The following is an 18,521-nucleotide window of genomic DNA, read 5'->3' as shown; positions in this document are numbered from 1 at the left end:
GTCAGCGGCGACCTGCAGGCGCTCACGGTGCTGTATCCCGACGGCCGCATGGCCTATGAGACGCAGCTGAAGATCGGCCGCAAGACCCGGCCGGCGCTGCGCGAGACGGGTTGCTGGAGCGTGGTGGACGGCGTCTACACGATGCAGACCACGCAATCGAACGGCGAGCTCGTCGATGCCGGCGATCCGATCTACATCAACCGCTACCGCGTCGAGAAGGTCGAACAGGCCAAGCTGACGCTGCGCGAGCTCAGGAGCGGTGGCCAGGTCGTGACCGCCCGCCGCATGCCGCAGGGCTACCGCCTGCCGTATTGATCCCCGGGGCCGTCCGGCCGCTGGCCGGACGTAACGCCGGGCGGACGCAATCGCGCCGCCGGCGTCGCCAAGCGCCCGGGGCTGCGGTAAGGTGCGGACTTCGTCCTCCATCCGCCGCCGGCCCTCCATGCCCGCCCTCTCTTCCGAAGCGCGCGCCATTGCGCTGCTTGCCCTGGCCGCTTTCGTCAGCGCCAGCGCCTTCCGTATCTGTGATCCCATGCTGCCGCAGCTGGCCGCCGAGTTTGGCGCCTCCACCGGCCAGGCCGCGCGCGCGGTGACTGCGTTCGCGGTGGCCTACGGCGTGCTGCAGATGTTCTTCGGCCCGGTCGGCGACCGCTACGGCAAGTACCGCGTCGTCAGCGTGGCGACGTTCGCCTGCGCGCTGGGCAGCGCCGGCGCCTTCGCGGCCGAGACGCTGGACGCGCTGGTGTTGTGCCGCGCGCTCTCGGGGGCCGCTGGCGCCGGCATCGTGCCGCTGTCGATGGCCTGGATCGGCGACACCGTGCCCTATGAGCGCCGCCAGGCGACGCTGGCGCGGTTCCTGACCGGCACCATCCTGGGCATGGCGGCCGGCCAGCTGGCCGGCGGCCTGTTCGCCGACACGCTGGGCTGGCGCTGGGCCTTCGCGGCGCTGGTGGGCGGCTATCTGGTGGTGGGCGCGCTGCTGCATCGGGAAGTGCGGCGCCAGCGCGCGCTGGGGCTGGGCGTGGTCGATCCGAACGCGCCGCGCCAGGGTTTCGTGGCGCAGGCGCGGCTGGTGCTGGGCACGCCCTGGGCGCGGGTGGTGCTGGCCACGGTGTTCATCGAGGGCCTGCTGGTGTTCGGCGCCCTGGCGTTCGCGCCGTCCTACCTGCATGAACGCTTCGATATTTCGCTGACCGCGGCCGGCGCGCTGGTGGCGGTCTACGCGGTGGGCGGGCTGCTGTACACGGTGGTGGCGGGCCGCATCCTCAAGCGGCTGGGCGAACGCGGCCTGGCGGTGGCGGGCGGGCTGGTGCTGGGGGTGGCCTTCCTGTCGTACCTGCTGGGGCCGGTATGGCTGTGGAGCCTGCTGGCCAGCGTGCTGGCGGGCTTTGGCTACTACCTGCTGCACGCGACGCTGCAGACCAATGCCACCCAGATGGTGCCGTCGGCGCGCGGCACGGCGGTGGCCTGGTTCGCGTCCTGCCTGTTCATGGGGCAGGCGGCGGGCGTGGCGCTGGCCGGCTCGGTGGTGGACGAGGCCGGCGCGGCGGTGCTGTTCGGCGGTTCGGCCGTGCTGCTGCCGTTGCTGGGCGCGTTCTTCTCGCGGGCACTGAAGACGCGGCCCAAGGCCGCCTAGGGCGACGGCAGCCGCGCGGCGCCGGCCCGCGAGGCCAAAGAAAAGCCCCGAACGGCCAGGCCGGGCGGGGCTTTTTCGTGGACGGGAAGTCCGATCAGATGGCGGCCAGGCGCTTGATCACGACGTCCTTGCCCAGCAGGGCCAGCACCGCGTCGACGGCGGGCGTCTGGGTCTGGCCGGTGACGGCCACGCGCAGCGGGATCGCCAGTTGCGGCATCTTCAGGCCGCGGTCGGCCAGCACCGCCTTGATCAGCGCCGAGATGGCCTCGCGGGTCCAGTCGGCGCCCTGGGCGCGCTGGGCGAAGTCGGCCAGCGCCTCGCGCGCGGCGGCGGTCAGGTGCTGTTCGACCAGCTCCGGCGCGGCCGGCTTGAATTCACCGCAGAACAGCATGGCGCCGTCGGCCAGCTGTTCCAGGGTCTCGGCGCGGTCCTTGAGCAGGCCCATCACGCCCGGCAGGTCGATCTTTTCCGGATAGCCGCCGCGATGGGCGACGCGCGGCGCCACGCGTTCGGCCAGTTCGGCGTTGTCCATCTGCTTGATGTAGTGGGCGTTGACCCAGTTCAGCTTCTTCGGGTCCCACTGCGAGGCCGACTTGGACAGGTGGCGGGTGTCGAACCATTCCACCAGCTGGTCGCGGCTGAAGAGTTCGTCGTCGCCGTGGCTCCAGCCCAGGCGCGCCAGGTAGTTGATCATGGCCTCGGGCAGGTAGCCCTCGTTGTCGTATTCCATGACGTTGACCGCGCCGTGGCGCTTGGACAGCTTTTCGCCGTCCGGGCCGAGGATCATGGGCACGTGGCCGTATTCGGGCAGGGTGGCGCCCAGCGCGCGCAGGATGTTGATCTGGCGCGGGGTGTTGTTGACGTGGTCGTCGCCGCGCAGCACGTGGGTGATGCCCATGTCCCAGTCGTCCACCACCACGCAGAAGTTGTAGGTGGGGGTGCCGTCCGGGCGCGCGATGATCAGGTCGTCCAGCTCGGTGTTGTCGAAGCTGATGGGGCCCTTGACCATGTCGTTCCAGGCGGTGGCGCCGTCCTGGGGATTCTTGAAGCGCACCACGGGCTTGCGGCCTTCGGGCACCGGCGGCAGGGTCTTGCCGGCCTCGGGGCGCCAGGTGCCGTCGTAGCGCGGCTTGTCGCCGCGGGCGCGGGCGGCCTCGCGCATGGCCTCGACTTCCTCGGGCGAGCTGTAGCAGTGGTAGGCGGTGCCGGCGGTCAGCATCTGCGCCACCACTTCGCGGTAGCGGTCCATGCGCTGCATCTGGTAGAACGGGCCTTCGTCCGGCTGCATGCCGAGCCAGTCCATGCTGTCCAGGATGGCCTGCACCGCTTCCGGCGTGGAGCGTTCGACGTCCGTGTCTTCGATGCGCAGCACGAACGTGCCCTTGTGGTGGCGAGCGAAGGCCCAGGAGAACAGCGCGGTGCGGGCGCCGCCCAGGTGCAGGAAGCCCGTGGGCGAAGGCGCGAAGCGGGTACGGATGGGGGAGGAGGCGTTGGAAGTCATAGGAACCAATGATAGCGGCAGCGGCGCCACGAAGCGGCGGCGGACCCGGCCTGGATCAAGCGGACGTGGGGGTTGTCTTGTTACGATGAACGCTATTTTAGATTAGTGCCTGTTCCCGCCATGCTGCGACACGCTCTTGCCCCGATGTTCGAACCCGGTTCGCTGGTGATCGTCGCCGATCGGCCGCTGCCGGCGGCGGGCTCCCTGTCGCCCGCGCTCAAGGCGAAAACCACGGTGGTGGCCTGCGAAACCGGCGCCGCGCCCGACCTGCCGGCCGCGCTCCAGGGCCTGGCCGCCGGCGAGCGGCCCGATCTGGCCCTGGTTTGCGTCTCGCCCGCCGTGCTGCCCGAGACCCTGCGCCGGCTGGCGCCGCTGGCGCCGCGCGCGGTCATCCTGCTGCCGCACGAGCTGCCCGATCCGTATCCGCGCGGCACGCTGGCGCTGTGCCGCGCCTGGGCCGAGGAAAACCGCTGCGAACTGCTGGGGCCGCGCTCGTTCGGCGCCCAGCGGCCGCATGCCGGCCTGAACCTGAGCCAGCACCCGGTGCTGGCGCGCGCCGGCCGCGTGGCGCTGCTGGCGCAGTCGCGCTCCATCATGGCGGCCGTCATGGACTGGGCCGAGGACGTGCACATCGGCTTTTCCACCGCCGTGTCGTTGGGCGACGAGGCGGTGGTGGGCCTGTCCAAGGTGCTGGACTACCTGGCCAGCGACCCGCGCACCGACAGCATCGTGCTGTACCTGGAAGACGTGGGCCCGGCGCGCGAATTCATGAGCACGCTGCGGGCCGCGGCCAGCGTCAAGCCGGTCATCGTGCTCAAGGCCGGCCGCGCCGACACCGACAGCGCCGACGCCATCTTCGATGCCGCCCTGCGGCGCGCCGGCGCGGTGCGGGTGCGCTACTTCGTGCAGCTGTTCTCGGCGGTCAAGGTGCTGGGCTACACGCGCCGTCCCAAGGGCCGGCGCGTGGCGCTGATCTCCAACGGCAGCGGGCCTCCCCAACTGGCCATGGACCTGATCGGCCCGGACGCCGCGGTGCTGCGGGCCGACCTGGCGCCGGCCACGCAGCGCGCGCTGGCGGCGATGCTGGAGCCGGACGCGGCCAGCACCAATCCGGTCATCACCTACGTGCCGCTGACGCCCGAACGCATCCGTGCCATTCTCGATGTGGTGCTGGACGACACTGGCGTGGACGGCGTGCTGGTGCTGCTGGCGCCCGACGCGCTGGCCGACATGCCGGCGGTGGCGCGCGAGCTGGCGCTGATCGCGCCCAAGGCCAAGAAACCGGTGGTCACCTGCTTCATGGGCGATGCCGGCATGCGGCCGTTGCGGCGCATGCTGGACGACGCCGGCACCTCGGCGTTCCGCACGCCCGAATCCGCGGCCGACGCCTTCGGCGTGCTGGCCACGCACCACTACAACCAGCAACTGCTGCTGCAGACCCAGCCGCCCGAGCCGGCCACCCACGTGCCCGACCTGGGCGCCGCCCGCGAGATCCTGGCGCGGGTGCGGGCCGATTGCCGGCGCGAACTGAATACCGCGGAGATCCGCGCGCTGCTGGCGCTGTTCTACGTGCCGCTGCGCGACATGCCGGTGGACGTGGCGGCCGCCGAGCCGGAGTCCCGCCCCATGGCGATCCGGGTGCGGCGCGATCCGCAGTTCGGGCCGGTCATCCGCTTCGGCGCCGGCGGCCCGGACGCGGTGCTGTCGCAATCCGATCGCGGCATCGACCTGCCGCCCCTCAACGGCTTCCTGGCGCGCCAGATGATCGAGCGCAGCCGCCTGTGGCGCCGGGTGCTGGCGCCGCGCGTCGGTCACCTGGCCGCCGAGGCGCTGCAGCAGGCGCTGGTGCTGGTCTCGGAGATGGTGTCGGAGCTGCCGGACATCGAGACGCTCGACATCGATCCGCTCTATGCCGGCGAAACCCATCTGCGCGCCGGCGGCCTGCGCATGATGCTGGCCGAGACGCCGGGCTGCGAGACGCCGCAGACCGCCGGTTATCCACACATGGCGATCCACCCGTACCCGGCGCGCCTGGTGCAGGTGCGCCGCTTCGCCGACGGCATCCCGTGGGTGCTGCGGCCGATCCGCCCCGAGGACGGCCAGCCGCTGCAGGACTTCATCCGCGGCCTGTCGGAGCGTTCGCGCTACATGCGCTTCGTGTCGATGATGCGCGAGCTGACGCCGCGCATGGTGTCGCGCTATACCCAGGTGGACTACCACCGCGAGCTGGCGCTGGTGGCCGCCACCCAGGTGCCCAACCCGGCCAACCGCGGCCATCCGCACGAAGTGCTGGTCGGTTTCGCGCACTACCTGCGCAACCCCGACGGGCGCGGCGCGGAATACGCGCTGGTGATCGGCGACGATTGGCAGCGGCGCGGCCTGGGCCGCCAGCTGATGACGGCGCTGATCGACGCGGCGCGCGAGCAGGGGCTGGAATACATCGATGGCCTGGTGCTGTCGACCAACCGGCCGATGCTGTCGCTGATGACCAGCCTGGGGTTCACCAACGATCCGGATCCGGAGGACCCGACCATGCGGCGGGTCTGGCTGGACCTGGACTGAGCCGGCGCCGGCCAGTGCCGGCGCCGTATCCCTGGCCGACCGCGCCCTGTCGGCGGCGGCATCTCCCGCCTGATATCAGGCCAAATCAGGCCGTCTTGCGCGCGGCCTGCGCCGGCCGCAGCCGCGTCGACACCTCATCCACCGACAGCACGTCGCCGAAGAACAGCAGCCAGCCATGCAGGGCGTTTTCGTGCTCGGCCGGCGTCACCGCGGCCAGCGCGTCGTCCACCATGATGGTGCGGAAATCGCGCATCATCGCGTCGCGCGCCGTCGATTCGCAGCAGACGTTGGTGACCGTGCCGGCGATCAGCAGCGTGTCCACGCCGCGTCCGCGCAGCAGCGGCTCCAGTTCCGACGAGCCCGTGGCCATGGCGCTGTAGAAGCGCTTGGTCACGCGCAGGTCGCTGTCGGCCGGCCGCAGGTCCGGATGCAGGGCGAAACCCGGCGCATCGCGGCGCAGGGTTTCCAGGCGTCGCGCGCTGCGCTCCGGCGTCAGCATCACGCCATGGTGGTGCGACCAGAAGGCGTCGGCGTTGTCGGATGCGGTCTGCACCCAGACCACCGTGCCGCCGGCCGCGCGCACCGCGTCGCACAGGCGGTTGACCGGCGCGATGATGTCGCGCGCCGCGGCGCATTCGCCCTGATAGCCAGGCAGCGTGAAGTACTGCTGCATGTCGATCACCACCACCGCGGTGCGGGCGCCGGGCAGGCTGTCGTAGGGATGCAGGCAGCCCTGGCGGGCGATGACGCGGTCCTGGACCCATTGCGGAATCTGCATGGCGGTTCCTTATCCGTAGCGCCGCGCCACGGCGGCTTCGATGCGGTACACCACCAGGTACATGACGCTGGAGATCAGCGCCAGCATGGCGATGGCGGTCATGACGATGTTCAGCTTGAAGACCTGGCTGCCGTTCATGATGAGAAAGCCCAGGCCCGAGTCGGCCGACTGGAATTCGCCGACGATGACGCCCACCAGCGCCAGGCCGATGTTCATCTTCACCGCGGCGATCAGGGTCGGCACGCTGCCGGGCAGCACCACCTTGGTCAGCACCTGCCAGCGGCTGGCGCCGAAGGTGCGGGCCAGCTTGACCTTGTTCAGGTCGATGGCGCGAAAGCCGGCGTACACCACCATGATGGTCACGAACACCGCGATCGCCACGGCCATGCCGTAGACCGCGTAGTCCGAGCCCAGCCACAGGTAGAAGATCGGCACGAAGGCGATCTTGGGCATGGCGTTGGCCACCACCAGGAACGGATCGAGCACCTTGTACAGGAAGTCCGACCACCACAGCGCGGCGGCGACGATGATGCCGATCACCATGCTGAGCGTGAAGCCGACCAGCGTGGCCGACAGCGTGGTGAGGATGTGGTGCGCCAGGTTGCCCTGGCTCCACAGCTCCAGGAAGGTCGGCCACAGCGCGCTCGGATAGCTGGTCAGCAGCGGGTTCAGGATGTGCATGCGCGGCAGGATCTCCCAGGCGCACAGGAACACCACCAGCAGCAGCGCCTGGGCGATGCGGATGTTGCGGCGGCGGGCGCGGTCGCGCCGCAGGTAGTCCAGGTACTTCTGGCTGGGCGCGGGCACGGCGCGCAGCGGCACGGTGTTGGCAATCGGTGCGTTCACGGCTCAACCCTCCACATGGACGTCCAGCTCGTCCCAGAGCTGCTTGAAGTAGGCATTGAATTCCGGCCGCGAGCGGGCCTGGAACGGCGTCGGCCGCGCGCCGTCGCCATAATGGATGCGGTATTGGCTCTTGAGCCGGCCGGGCCGGCGCGACAGCACGATGACGCGGTCGGTCATGGCGATGGCCTCGCCGATATCGTGGGTCACCAGCACCACCGTCTTGCCTTCGCGCCGCAGGATGTCGACGACCTCGTCGGAGATCGCCAGCCGGGTCTGCGAATCGAGCGCCGAGAACGGCTCATCCAGCAGGATCACGTCGGGCTCGGTCACCAGCGTGCGCGCCAGCGCCGCGCGCTGGCGCATGCCGCCCGACAGCTGGCGCGGCGTGTGCGACAGGAACGCGCCCAGCCCGCACTTTTCCAGCAGGTGCACGGCCCGGGCCTCGCTGCGCGCATCGCGCCGGCCCTGGATCTCGGCGCCCAGCATGACGTTGTCGAGAATGGTGCGCCACTCGAAAAGGTAGTCCTGCTGCAGCATGTAGCCGATGCGCGGATTGGGTTCGGTGACCGCCTGACCGTCGATCATCACCGTGCCCGAGGTCGGCGCGTGCAGGCCGGCGATCAGCGACAGCAGCGTGCTCTTGCCACAGCCGCTCTGGCCGATCAGGCTGACGAATTCGCCCGGCGCCAGCGCGAACGACACCTGCGACAGCGCTTCGGTCTCGCCCTCCGGCGTGAAATAGCTCAGGCAGACATCGCGCAGTTCGATCTTGGAGGTGGCCGGGTCCGGCTTGAGGTTGTGGACGACGGCGCTCATCACGGCACCTTCCTGGCGAAGTCGGCCACCACCACGTCTTCGTATTTGACGCGGGCGCCGTCCTTCATCACCGCGCTGGCGATCAGCATGTCCTGCAGCTGGTTCATGGCCTCGGCCGTCACCAGCGGCGTGGTCTTCCAGATCTGGTACTGCTTGTAGCGTTCGATGGCGTCGGTCACCGCGGCCGCGTCCATGCCGGGGAAGTAGGTCATGATCTGCGGCGCCAGCGTGGCCGCCGGCGTGTCCTTGACGTATTTCTCGGCGCGCGCCACCACATTGGTCCAGGCCTGGATCACCTTGGGGTTGTCGCGGATGTACTTGTCGGTGGCGGTGAAGACCGTGTAGTCCACCTGGCCGACCTCATGGCCGACCGAGGCCACGATGTAGCCCTTGCCGTTGCGCACCAGTTCGCCGGCCTCGGGTTCCAGGAAGATGCCGTACTCGCCCTGGCCGGCCATCCAGGCGCCGGCGCGCGCGGGGATGCCGATGTTGTTGAGCAGCTTGACGTCCTTCTGCGGGTCCAGGCCGTGCTTGCGCAGCGCGGTCTCCAGGAACACGATGGGGTTCGACCCGGGCCGGAAGCCGATCACCTCCTTGCCCTTGAGCATGCTCCAGTCGAATTTCTCGACCGGCTTGCGCGCCAGCAGGAAGAAGCCGTCGGTGGCGGTCAGTCCGGCGAAGATCTTCGGCTTGACTGGCGATTCGCTGTTCTGCGCGTAGATCGAGGCCTCGGGCCCGATCAGGACGATGTCGGCGCTGCCGGACAGCAGGGCGGTCATGCCCTTGTCGGTGCCCTGCGAGGTCTTCATGGACACGTCCAGCCCGGCGTCCTTGAAGTAGCCCTGCGACAGGGCGACATACTTGGGCACGTAGAGGATGGAGCGGACCACCTCTTCGTAGCGCACTTTCACGGGGGGATTCAGGGCTTCGCCTTGGCTGGCGAAGGGGGCGAGCGCGGCGGCGCACGCGGCAAGCAGCGCCACGGCTGCCCGGCGGGGCGATGGCAAGGGCTTCACGGGACTTTCTCCTGCGTCTGAATGCCTCGCCGAAACCCGGCGCGACACGGCCAATGGGATGGATCGACTGCAACAACAGGGAAGCCCGAACACTTTCTCGCCCGGGCCGATACGGCGTGATTGAATACTATATTCAACAATCGCGGCCCACAAGCGTTTTGATATTGGCGTTTTCTCTAGGGGCGAGCATCAGGCAGCGCCGGAAAATCCGGAGCTGGAATACCACTTGGTATACAAAGCAGGGGAGTCCCCCGTTGGAATGGCCCGGAGAATCCGGGCCCGGGGGGAGGGCGGCGGCGCGCGCCGCCCGCGTCAGGCCAGGACCTGGTTCAGAAAGCGCGAGATGTCGGCCACTTCCTCGGCGCAGACCGAGTGCGGCATGGGGTAGGTGTGCCAGCGCACGTCGTAGCCCAGGCGTTCCAGCTCGGCTCGCGAGGCCTCGGCGCGCGGCAGCGACACCACCGGGTCATACAGGCCGTGGGCCAGGAAGATCGGGGTGCGCTGGTTGGCCGGCGCGCGCTCGGCCTCGGCGCTGGCCAGCAGCGGCAGGTAGCCCGACAGGCCCATCATGCCGGCCAGCTTGTCCCGCAGGCGCAGGCCCGTGTGCAGGGTCATGGCGCAGCCTTGCGAGAAGCCCGCCAGCACGATGTTCGAGGTCGGGATGCCGTGCGCGTTCTCGCGCGCGATCAGCTTGTGGATCGCGGCTTCCGAGGCGCGAATGCCCTTGGCGTCTTCCACCCGCACCAGGTCCATCACCAGGATGTCGTACCAGGAGCGCATCGCCATGCCATTGTTGATGGTGACGCGCTGCACCGGGGCATTGGGGAAGACGAAGCGCACGCCCAGGCCGGCCTGCAGGTCCAGCTCCGGCACGATGGGCGCGAAGTCGTTGCCGTCGGCGCCCAGGCCGTGCAGCCAGATCACGGCGTGCGTGGGGTTGGGGGCGGTTTCGATCTCGATGCAATCGAGCAGGTCGGTCGGGGCGTTCATGGACGGCGGGCGCGATCAGTGGGTGAGGGTCTTGAGGGTCTGGAACAGCGCGCGGTAGTGCTTTTTCTGCGGTTCCTGGCCCTGCAGCAACGCGGCGTTGGCCAGCTTTTCCTTGCGGGCGGCGCGGATCACCGCGCGCAGCTGCTGCACATCCGCCTGCGGATTGTCGTTCAGCAGCTTGGTCAGGGCTTCGTCGTCGTCGAGCAGGCGGTCGCGCAGGGTTTCCAGGCGGTGCATGGCCGCGGTTTCCTCGCGCGAGCCGTTTTCCCAGACGTCGAGCTGGGCGCGGATCTCGTCGGCGGGCGCGTCGCGCATCAGCTTGCCCACGAAGTGGGTCTGGCGGCGCCGGCCTTCGCGGCTGGTGGTGCGTTGCGCCTCGCGGATCGCCTCGTAGAGGCGTTCGGCCAGGGGCAACTGCTTGAGGCGTTCGGGGGGCAGTTCGATCAGCTGCTTGCCCAGGTCCAGCAGCGCGTGCATGTCGCGCTTGACCTGGGACTTGCTGGGACGATCGTAGCCGTTCTCGTCGTAGCCGTCGGTGGATTCTTCTTCGATATGGGAATTCATGGAAAACTGCGCAATGACAGACTTGGCTATGATAACCGTCTCTGCAAATTGGACAGCAATGGTCAAATCCTCCTCCTTGCCGCTGGCGGCCAATCACGCGCGTTTTTCCGAACTCGTCGAGCAAACGCTGGCCTACGCGCGCCAGATCGGCGCCTCGGACGCCGCGGCCGAAGTCTCCGAAAGCCTGGGCCTGTCGGTATCGGTGCGCAAGAACGACATCGAGACCGTCGAACAGACCCGTGACCGCTCGCTCGACCTGACGGTCTACGCCGGCCAGAGCCGCGGTTCCGCCTCGACCTCCGACTTCTCCGAAGCCGCGCTGCGCCAGACGGTCGAAGCCGCCTGGCACATCGCCCGCCACACCGCCGCCGATCCGGCCGCCGGCCTGCCCGACGCCGACCAGCTGGCCACCGAATTCCCCGACCTCGACCTGCATCGCGCCTGGACGGTATCCACCGAGGAAGCCGCCGAGCTGGCGCTGCGCGCCGAACGCGCCGCGCGCGAGGTCGATGCGCGCATCACCAACACCGATGGCGCCACGGTCGGCACCTACGAAGGCCAGTTCGTCATGGGCAACACCCGTGGCTTCCTGGGCGGCTACCCGTATTCGCGCCACAGCCTGTCGGTGGCGCCCATCGCCGGGCGCGGCAACGGCATGCAGCGCGACTACTGGTACACCTCCGAGCGCGATCCGGCCAAGCTGGCCACGCCCGAGGCGGTCGGCCGCTACGCCGCCGAGCGCACGCTGTCGCGCCTGTCGGCGCGCCGCATCCGCACCGGCAAGTTCCCGGTCCTGTTCGAGGCCCCGCTGGCGCTCGGCCTGGTCGGCGCCCTGACGCAGGCGGCCAACGGCGGCGCGCTGTACCGCAAGGCCAGTTTCCTGCTCGACGCGCTGGGCAAGCCGATCTTCCCCGACCACATCAACCTGACCGAGGATCCGCACATCCGCGGCGCCATGGGCAGCTCGCCGTTCGATGACGAAGGCGTGCGCACCCGCAAGCGCAGCGTGGTGTCGGCGGGCGTGCTGGAAGGCTATTTCCTGTCCTCCTACACCGCGCGCAAGCTTGGCATGCAGACCACCGGCAACGCCGGCGGCTCGCACAACCTGGTCTTCAGTTCCACCCTGACGCGCCGCGGCGACGACTTCGAGGCCATGCTCAAGAAGATGGGCACGGGCTTCCTGGTCACCGAGCTGATCGGCCAGGGCGTGAACTACGTCACCGGCGACTACTCGCGCGGCGCGTTCGGCTACTGGGTCGAGAACGGCCAGATCCAGCACGCGGTGCAGGAGATCACCATCGCCGGCAACCTGTCGGACATGTTCCGCCAGATCGTCGCGGTGGGCGCCGACACCATCTCGCGCGGCACCAAGACCACCGGCTCGATCCTGATCGAGCAGATGGCGATCGCGGGCACCTGAGTCCCGTTTTCTCGCCCCTGCGCCCGCCTGCGCGGCACCTTCGGGTGCCGGCGGCGGGCGTTTTCATTGGCGCGGCCACGGCGTTCGCGCCGGATCTCGCGGCAACCGGTCCGCGCCTGTCTTTGCAATCCTTTATCGCTCGGGAATTCCTCTAGCCGCCAGGGCCGATTGCAACGTGTAATATCCGGCGGGTATTGCTCAAACTGGTATCGCTGTAGAGGAGCAAAGAGATGCAACGACGTTCATTCTTGAAGCAGGCCGGCCTGGGCGCCGTGGCGACGGGGGGCGGCGATCAGCGCTCCCGCCCTGGCGCAGGATTCCCCCTCGATCAGCTGGCGCCTCGCGTCCGGCTTCCCGGCCGCGCTGGACCTGCGCTTCGGCGCCGGCGAGATCTTCCGCAAATTCGTCTCCGACGCCACCGGCGGCAAGTTCAGCATCCGCCAGCTGGCCGACGGCGAGATCGCGCCCGCGGCGGAACTGATGGACGCGGTCGGCGCCGCCAAGGTCGAGTGCGCCCACGTCTCATCAGGCATCTACTTCGCCAAAAACCCCGCCTTCTGCTTCGATTCGGCGGTGCCGTTCGGGCTCGACGCGGGTCAGATGAATGCCTGGATGCTCGAAGGCGACGGCCTGCGCCTGACGCGCGAACTGTTCAAGGCGCAGAAGATCATCAACTTCCCGCTGGGCAACACCGGTCCGCAGATGGGCCTGTGGTCCAACCGCGAGATCAAGCGCGCCACCGACCTGAAAGACCTGAAGATGCGCGTTGACGGCCTGGCGGCGCAGGTGCTGGCGCAGTTGGGCGTGGCGCCGCAGCAGGCCGGAGCGGCCGCGCAGGCCGGCGACGGGAAGGGCGCCGAAGCCGCCAAACCTGCGGAGGGGGTCAAACCTGCCGAGGAGGCCAAGCCCGCCGAAGGGGCCAAACCTGCCGAAGGGGCCAAGCCCGCCGAAGGGACCAAGCCCGCCGATGGTGCCAAGCCCGCCGAGGCCGCCGCCAAGACGGGCCCGGACGCCGTGGCCGGCGCCGGCGCCTACGACGACGGCAAGCTGGGCCTGAACAAGACCGCCAGGTTCTACTACGGTCCCAGCTGGTGGGCCGCCAGCGAACAGCTGTCGCTCTATATCAATGAAGAGGCCTGGGCCAAGCTGCCCAAGCACTACCAGGCCGTGCTCGAGGCCGCCGCCCTGGCCGCGCACACCCGCACCACGGCGGCCTACGCCGCCCGCAATCCCGCCGCGCTGGCCCAGCTGGTCGCGGCCGGCGTGCAGGTGCGCGCCTTGCCGCGCTCGGTCATGGACGCCGCGTTCGAGGCGTCCCTGCAGGTCTACAAGGACTTGAGCGAGAAAGACCCGAAGTTCAAGGCGATCCACGACAACTACATGGGCTTTCGCGACAGCGCGATGCCCTGGTTCCGCCTGACCAGCGGCGCCTACGACCAGTACCTGGGCGTGGCGCTGTCGGCGCGCAGTTGATGGCAGGTCCGGATGCCGAATGGCATTCGGTTGGAGGTGGGGTTTTCGCTGATAACCCCGTGTTTTTTACAAAAAAATGGGCGGTTTTGCTCCTTTTGTTGAACGGCATTCGAGTTTCGGCCTGATACAAAGGAGTAATATCCCGGGTCTTGACGCGCAAACGTGACGCCTTCAGGCGCCATTGGACGTCAATCCGGCGGGAACATCCCGGCCTGGATAACCAACATTCCGAGACAGACTTTAAGGTGGTATCAACCATGCAATCCAAGACCAAGAAGCTGCTGGCCGCGCTGATCGCCGCCGGTATCGTCCCGGCTGCCCATGCGGCCGACATCAAGCTGGGCGTGGCCGAGGCCCTGTCGGGCGGCGCCGCCCAGTACGGCGTGTCGATCCGCAACGGTTTCCAGCTGGCGGCCGACGAGATCAACGCCGCGGGCGGGATCAATGGCAACAAGATCGTGCTGGTGGTCGAGGACGAGCAGGGCAAGAAAGAAGAAGCCATCAACGTCTTCAAGAAGCTGATCTTCAAGGACAACGTCCTGATGGTCTTCGGCCCGACGCTGTCGAACTCGGCCCAGGCCGCCGACCCGGTCGCCCAGGCCGCCAAGACGGTCGCCTTCGGCACCTCCAACACCGCCGACGGCATCACCTCGATCGGCAACTACGTGTTCCGCAACTCGGTCACCGAAGCCGACGTGCTGCCGGCCACCATCTCCACCGTCAAGGCCAAGACCGGCCTGAAGAACGTGGCCGTGCTGTACGGCAACGACGACGTCTTCACCAAGAGCGGCTACGACAACTTCAAGAAGGCCCTGGAAGACCAGAAGATCCCGGTCACCACGACCGAAACGTTCGCCAAGGGCGACGTCGACTTCAAGGCCCAGCTGACCAAGATCAAGGGCACCAACCCCGACGCCATCGTGCTGTCGGCGCTGCTGGCCGAAGGCGCCCCGATCATGGTGCAGGCCCGCCAACTGGGCATCAACGTGCCCGTCATCGGCGGCAACGGCATGAACTCGGTCAAGATCTTCGACCTGGCCCCCGGCGGCGCGTCGAACAACCTGTGGATCGGCAGCCCGTGGTCGATCGAGAACAAGGCCCCCGAGAACGTCAAGTTCATCGACGCCTACAAGGCCAAGTTCAACGGCGCGCCCGACCAGTTCGCCGCGCAGTCGTACGACGCCATGTACATCGTCGCCCAGGCCCTGAAGAACACCAAGATCTCCGGCGAACTGGCCAAGGATCGCGCCGCCCTGCGTGACGCGCTGCCCGCCGTCCAGTGGACCGGCGCCACCGGCGCCTTCAAGTTCCGCCAGGCCACCGACCGCGCCGGCAAGCCCGCCGGCTACGACGCCGACCAGGCGCCGATCGTCAGCGTGACCAAGGACGGCAAGTACGTCATCGAAAAGTAAGCAGTCCGCATCCCCGCGCGGGGGGATGCGCCTTGCGGACGGCGGCTGGCCGCGGTCCGCAAGGCGCTTTTTATCGTAGGACTCCCCAGGAATAGAACGGCTCTCTCAGGGCGGCAGGTCCACGCAATGCGCGGCGTGGAAGGCCTTACACAGGCCTGCCCCGAGTCCCGAAGCCGAGCCTGGCGAGCGGCAAGTCCACGCAGGGGGCGCAGCGTGGGGGCTCTTTTTTGATTTGGAATATGTCCCATCATGTTGGAACAACAATTCGTTAACGCCTTGTCGCTGGGCTGTGTGTACGCACTGTTCGCGCTGGGCTTCACGCTGGTATTCGGCGTGCTCGGGGTGATCAACCTCGCGCATGGCGCCGTCTTCATGGTGGGGGCCTACGCGGCGCTCTCCGTGGTGCAGCATTTCGGCCTGCCCCTGTGGGCGGCGCTGATGGTGGCATTTTTCGTTGCCGGCTTCACCGGGGTCATCATCGACTACCTGGTGCTCAAGCCGCTGCGCAAACGCAATGCACCCCACCTGATCCCCATGATCGCCACGATCGGCGTGGGCATCATCCTGAACAATGGCGCGCAAGGCATCTTCGGCGCCAGCAACCTGCGCTTCCCGCACGGCACCGTGCCCGAGGAAGTCATCGAGATCGCCGGCCTGCACCTGACCGTGATCGAACTGGGCATCATCTTCCTGTCGTTCGCGCTGATGGCCCTGCTGATGTTCGTGATGCGTCGCACGCAGTTCGGCCGCGCCCTGCGCGCCATTGCCGAATCGCCCAAGGCCGCCTGGCTGCTGGGCATCAACGTCGAAAAGCTCTTCATCACCACCTCGTTCGCCGCCGCCGCCCTGGGCGGGGTCGCGGGCGTGCTGATCGGCCTGTACTCGAATGCGCTGTTCCCGCTGATGGGCCAGCCGATGCTGCACAAGGGCATCGCGGTCATCATTCTCGGGGGCATGGGCGACATTCGCGGCGCCATGCTGGGCGGGCTGTTCCTGGGCTTCGCTGAAGTGCTGTCGGTGGCCTATATCGGCTCCACCATGCGCGACGCGGTGGCATTCGGCCTGCTGTTCCTGATCCTGCTGGTGCGCCCGCAAGGTCTGTTCGGCAAAGTGGTTCAACGCAAGGCGTGAGTATGAGCGGATTCGAAAACTTCTGGGCCATCTATGGCAACCTGGTGCTGACGCTCGGCACCAACGCCCTGCTGGCCCTCTCCATCTGGCTGACGCTTGCCTGCGGCATGCTGGCCATGGCCAATGCGGCCTTCATGGGCATCGGCGCCTACGCGGCGGCGTTGCTCACCATGAACTACGACGTCTCGTTCCCGGTCGCGCTGGCCGGCGGCATGGCGGCGCCCGCCCTGGTGGCGGCGCTGATCGGGTTGCCGACCTTGCGGCTGTCAGGGGTCTACCTCGCCATGGCCACGCTGGGCTTTGGCGAAGTGGTGCGGGTGACGGTGCTGAACACCGAGTCGATCACCGGCGGCGCGCTGGGCCTGAACGGCATTCCGCAGCTGACGCAATGGTGGCACGTCATCCTGGCGGTCGTCATCGTGCTGTTCGTGCTGTGGCGCGTGCGCGCCTCGAAGATCGGACGGGCCTTCGAGGCCATCCGTGGCGACGAGACCGCGGCCGGCCTGATGGGCATCGACGTGCGCGCCAACAAGATGCTGGCCTTCGTGGCGGGCGCGATGATCGCCGGCCTGGCTGGCGCCCTCAACGCGCACCTGACCTTCTTCATCGGCCCCAACGAATACGGCTTCGACCGCGGCGTTGAAATCCTGACGATGGCCATCCTGGGCGGTATCGGCGGCCTGGCCGGCCCCGTGCTGGGCAGTTTCATCATCACCGTGCTGCCCGAGATGCTGCGCGGCTTCGCGGATTTCCGCCTGGTCATCAACGGAGTGATCCTGGTGGTGATTGTGCTGTTCCTGCCGCAAGGCATCTGGGATCCGGCGCGCTTCAAGCGCTGGATGCGTCAAGGAGGCAAGCGCCATGCTTGAGCTGACCTCCGTTTCCAAGAGCTTCGGCGGCCTGCACGTGCTGCATGACGTCAGCCTGTCGGTGCCCGAAGGCGCGATCTTCGGCCTGATCGGCCCCAACGGCGCCGGCAAGACCACGGTGTTCAACCTGATCACCGGCCTGCTGCCGCCCAGCGGCGGCGGCATCGCCTTCCAGGGCGAAAGCCTGCTGCGCAGGAAGCCGCACGCCATCACCCGCATGGGCATCGCCCGCACCTTCCAGAACATCCGCCTCTTCAAGGAGATGACGCTGCTGGAGAACGTGGTGGTGGGCGCCTACCGCCACATGAACTATGGCTTCCCCAGCCTGTTGCTGGGCCTGCCGGGCTACCGCGAGCACGAGCAGCGCGCCCGCGAGCGCGCCCACGAGCTGCTGACGTGGATGCGCCTGGACCACAAGGCCAACGACCTGGCCGACAACCTGTCGTACGGCGAACAGCGCCGCCTGGAGCTGGCGCGCGCGCTGGCCACCGAGCCCAAGCTGCTGCTGCTGGACGAGCCGGTCGCCGGCATGAACACCGGCGAACGCGCCGAGTTGATGCGCGAGATCCTGGCGATCCGCGACCGCGGCTACACCATCCTCATGATCGAGCACGACATGCGCTTCGTGATGGGGCTGTGCGAACGCATCGCGGTGCTGAACTTCGGCAAGATCATCGCTTGCGGCGGGCCTGAAGAGATCCGCAACAACGAGCGGGTCATCGAGGCCTACCTGGGCCGCGAGGACGACGACGACATCGAAAACGCGGAGGCCGCACAATGAGCGCAATGCTGGAAGTCCGCGGACTCGAGGTCAACTACGGCCACATCGAAGCCGTCCGCGGCATCGACCTGGACCTGGAAGCCAAGGAAATCACCGCCCTGGTCGGCGCCAACGGCGCCGGCAAGTCGACCACGCTGCTGGCGCTGTCGGGCCTGCTGCCCAAGGCGCGCGGCAAGATCCTGTTCGAAGGCGAGGACGTCACCAACCTGGCGCCGCACCAGCTGGTGGCGCGCGGCATCGTCCAGGTGCCGGAAGGCCGGGCCATCCTCACCACCATGACCGTGCTCGAAAACCTCGAGCTGGGCGCCTACCGCCGCGGCCTGAAGAACGTCGATTCGGACCTGGAATACGTCTTCAACCTGTTCCCGCGCCTGAAAGAGCGGATCACCGGCATCGCCGGCAACCTCTCCGGCGGCGAACAGCAGATGCTGGCGATCGGCCGCGCCCTGATGGCCAAGCCGCGCCTGCTGCTGCTGGACGAGCCGTCGATGGGCCTGGCGCCGATCGTGGTGCAGGAGATCTTCCGCTCGCTGCGGGCGATCAATGCCGACGGCCTGACCCTGTTCCTGGTGGAGCAGAACGTGCGCCAGGCGCTCAAGATCGCCCAGCACGGCTACGTGCTGGAGAACGGCGCCATGGCGCTGTCGGGCACCGGCCGCGGCCTGCTCGGCCATCCGCGGGTGCTGGAAGCCTACCTGGGCGCCTGATCCGCGCCGCCCGGCACGG

Annotated in this window: 15 protein-coding genes and 2 pseudogenes; 10 read left to right on the top strand and 7 right to left on the bottom strand. The window is 68.3% G+C overall.

What is annotated here, in order from left to right:
- Together AOZ49_RS24680 and AOZ49_RS24675 are read left to right on the top strand one after the other, a co-directional pair.
- Positions 1-315, top strand: a pseudogene (locus tag AOZ49_RS24680) (hypothetical protein); the annotation flags it as partial.
- Between the two features lie 127 nt (positions 316-442).
- Positions 443-1,636 carry an MFS transporter gene (locus AOZ49_RS24675; protein WP_054432828.1) on the top strand — a complete coding sequence of 398 codons (1,194 nt, stop codon included), beginning with the start codon at positions 443-445 and terminating at the stop codon, positions 1,634-1,636.
- 94 nt (positions 1,637-1,730) lie between these two features.
- On the opposite strand, the gene gltX is transcribed toward AOZ49_RS24675, so the two are convergent.
- A complete protein-coding gene (gene gltX / locus AOZ49_RS24670) occupies positions 1,731-3,137 on the bottom strand; it encodes a glutamate--tRNA ligase (RefSeq protein ID WP_054478336.1) in 1,407 nt (468 codons plus the stop codon).
- Between the two features lie 120 nt (positions 3,138-3,257).
- On the opposite strand from gltX, the gene AOZ49_RS24665 reads away from it, so the two are divergent.
- Entirely contained in the window at positions 3,258-5,699 is a 2,442-nt protein-coding gene (locus AOZ49_RS24665) for a bifunctional acetate--CoA ligase family protein/GNAT family N-acetyltransferase (protein ID WP_054432826.1), read from the top strand.
- A gap of 85 nt (positions 5,700-5,784) precedes the next feature.
- On the opposite strand, the gene AOZ49_RS24660 is transcribed toward AOZ49_RS24665, so the two are convergent.
- The 6 genes from AOZ49_RS24660 to yjgA all read right to left on the bottom strand — a co-directional run bounded on the left by AOZ49_RS24660 (position 5,785) and on the right by yjgA (position 10,709).
- Positions 5,785-6,477, bottom strand: a complete 693-nt coding sequence (locus tag AOZ49_RS24660; RefSeq protein ID WP_054478332.1) for a cysteine hydrolase family protein — start codon at positions 6,475-6,477, stop codon at positions 5,785-5,787.
- 9 nt (positions 6,478-6,486) lie between these two features.
- Positions 6,487-7,323 carry an ABC transporter permease gene (locus AOZ49_RS24655; RefSeq protein WP_054478330.1) on the bottom strand — a complete coding sequence of 279 codons (837 nt, stop codon included), beginning with the start codon at positions 7,321-7,323 and terminating at the stop codon, positions 6,487-6,489.
- A 3-nt stretch (positions 7,324-7,326) separates the two neighbouring features.
- On the bottom strand, positions 7,327-8,139 hold the full coding sequence (locus tag AOZ49_RS24650; RefSeq protein ID WP_054432823.1) for an ABC transporter ATP-binding protein: 813 nt from the start codon (positions 8,137-8,139) through the stop codon (positions 7,327-7,329).
- On the bottom strand, positions 8,139-9,155 hold the full coding sequence (locus AOZ49_RS24645) for an ABC transporter substrate-binding protein (protein ID WP_054478327.1): 1,017 nt from the start codon (positions 9,153-9,155) through the stop codon (positions 8,139-8,141). The genes AOZ49_RS24650 and AOZ49_RS24645 overlap by 1 nt, the downstream gene beginning before the upstream one ends.
- Positions 9,156-9,467: 312 nt before the next feature.
- Positions 9,468-10,145 carry an alpha/beta hydrolase gene (locus AOZ49_RS24640; RefSeq protein ID WP_054478326.1) on the bottom strand — a complete coding sequence of 226 codons (678 nt, stop codon included), beginning with the start codon at positions 10,143-10,145 and terminating at the stop codon, positions 9,468-9,470.
- Between the two features lie 15 nt (positions 10,146-10,160).
- Positions 10,161-10,709: a ribosome biogenesis factor YjgA gene (gene yjgA / locus AOZ49_RS24635; protein ID WP_054478324.1), complete on the bottom strand. Its 549-nt coding sequence runs from the start codon at positions 10,707-10,709 to the stop codon at positions 10,161-10,163.
- Positions 10,710-10,767: 58 nt separating this feature from the next.
- On the opposite strand from yjgA, the gene pmbA reads away from it, so the two are divergent.
- The 7 genes and pseudogenes from pmbA to AOZ49_RS24600 all read left to right on the top strand — a co-directional run bounded on the left by pmbA (position 10,768) and on the right by AOZ49_RS24600 (position 18,502).
- Entirely contained in the window at positions 10,768-12,129 is a 1,362-nt protein-coding gene (pmbA, locus tag AOZ49_RS24630; RefSeq protein ID WP_054478322.1) for a metalloprotease PmbA, read from the top strand.
- Between the two features lie 230 nt (positions 12,130-12,359).
- Positions 12,360-13,602 (top strand): annotated as a pseudogene (locus AOZ49_RS24625) (TRAP transporter substrate-binding protein).
- 257 nt (positions 13,603-13,859) lie between these two features.
- Positions 13,860-15,014: an ABC transporter substrate-binding protein gene (locus tag AOZ49_RS24620; protein ID WP_054432817.1), complete on the top strand. Its 1,155-nt coding sequence runs from the start codon at positions 13,860-13,862 to the stop codon at positions 15,012-15,014.
- Between the two features lie 249 nt (positions 15,015-15,263).
- Positions 15,264-16,145 (top strand): branched-chain amino acid ABC transporter permease, encoded by an 882-nt coding sequence (locus tag AOZ49_RS24615; RefSeq protein WP_006388637.1) that lies wholly within the window; start codon positions 15,264-15,266, stop codon positions 16,143-16,145.
- A gap of 2 nt (positions 16,146-16,147) precedes the next feature.
- Positions 16,148-17,014 carry a branched-chain amino acid ABC transporter permease gene (locus AOZ49_RS24610; RefSeq protein WP_006392787.1) on the top strand — a complete coding sequence of 289 codons (867 nt, stop codon included), beginning with the start codon at positions 16,148-16,150 and terminating at the stop codon, positions 17,012-17,014.
- Complete coding sequence (locus tag AOZ49_RS24605; protein ID WP_054478321.1) at positions 17,007-17,795, top strand: ABC transporter ATP-binding protein; 789 nt, start codon at positions 17,007-17,009, stop codon at positions 17,793-17,795. Before AOZ49_RS24610 ends, AOZ49_RS24605 begins: the two co-directional genes overlap by 8 nt.
- On the top strand, positions 17,792-18,502 hold the full coding sequence (locus AOZ49_RS24600; protein ID WP_006392789.1) for an ABC transporter ATP-binding protein: 711 nt from the start codon (positions 17,792-17,794) through the stop codon (positions 18,500-18,502). The genes AOZ49_RS24605 and AOZ49_RS24600 overlap by 4 nt, the downstream gene beginning before the upstream one ends.
- Positions 18,503-18,521 lie beyond the last annotated feature (19 nt).

The sequence above is a fragment of the Achromobacter sp. 2789STDY5608615 genome (assembly GCF_001298995.1).
GTDB classification, from domain to species: Bacteria; Pseudomonadota; Gammaproteobacteria; order Burkholderiales; family Burkholderiaceae_B; genus Achromobacter; species Achromobacter insuavis.
This window is presented reverse-complemented; position numbering and strand designations above follow the sequence as displayed.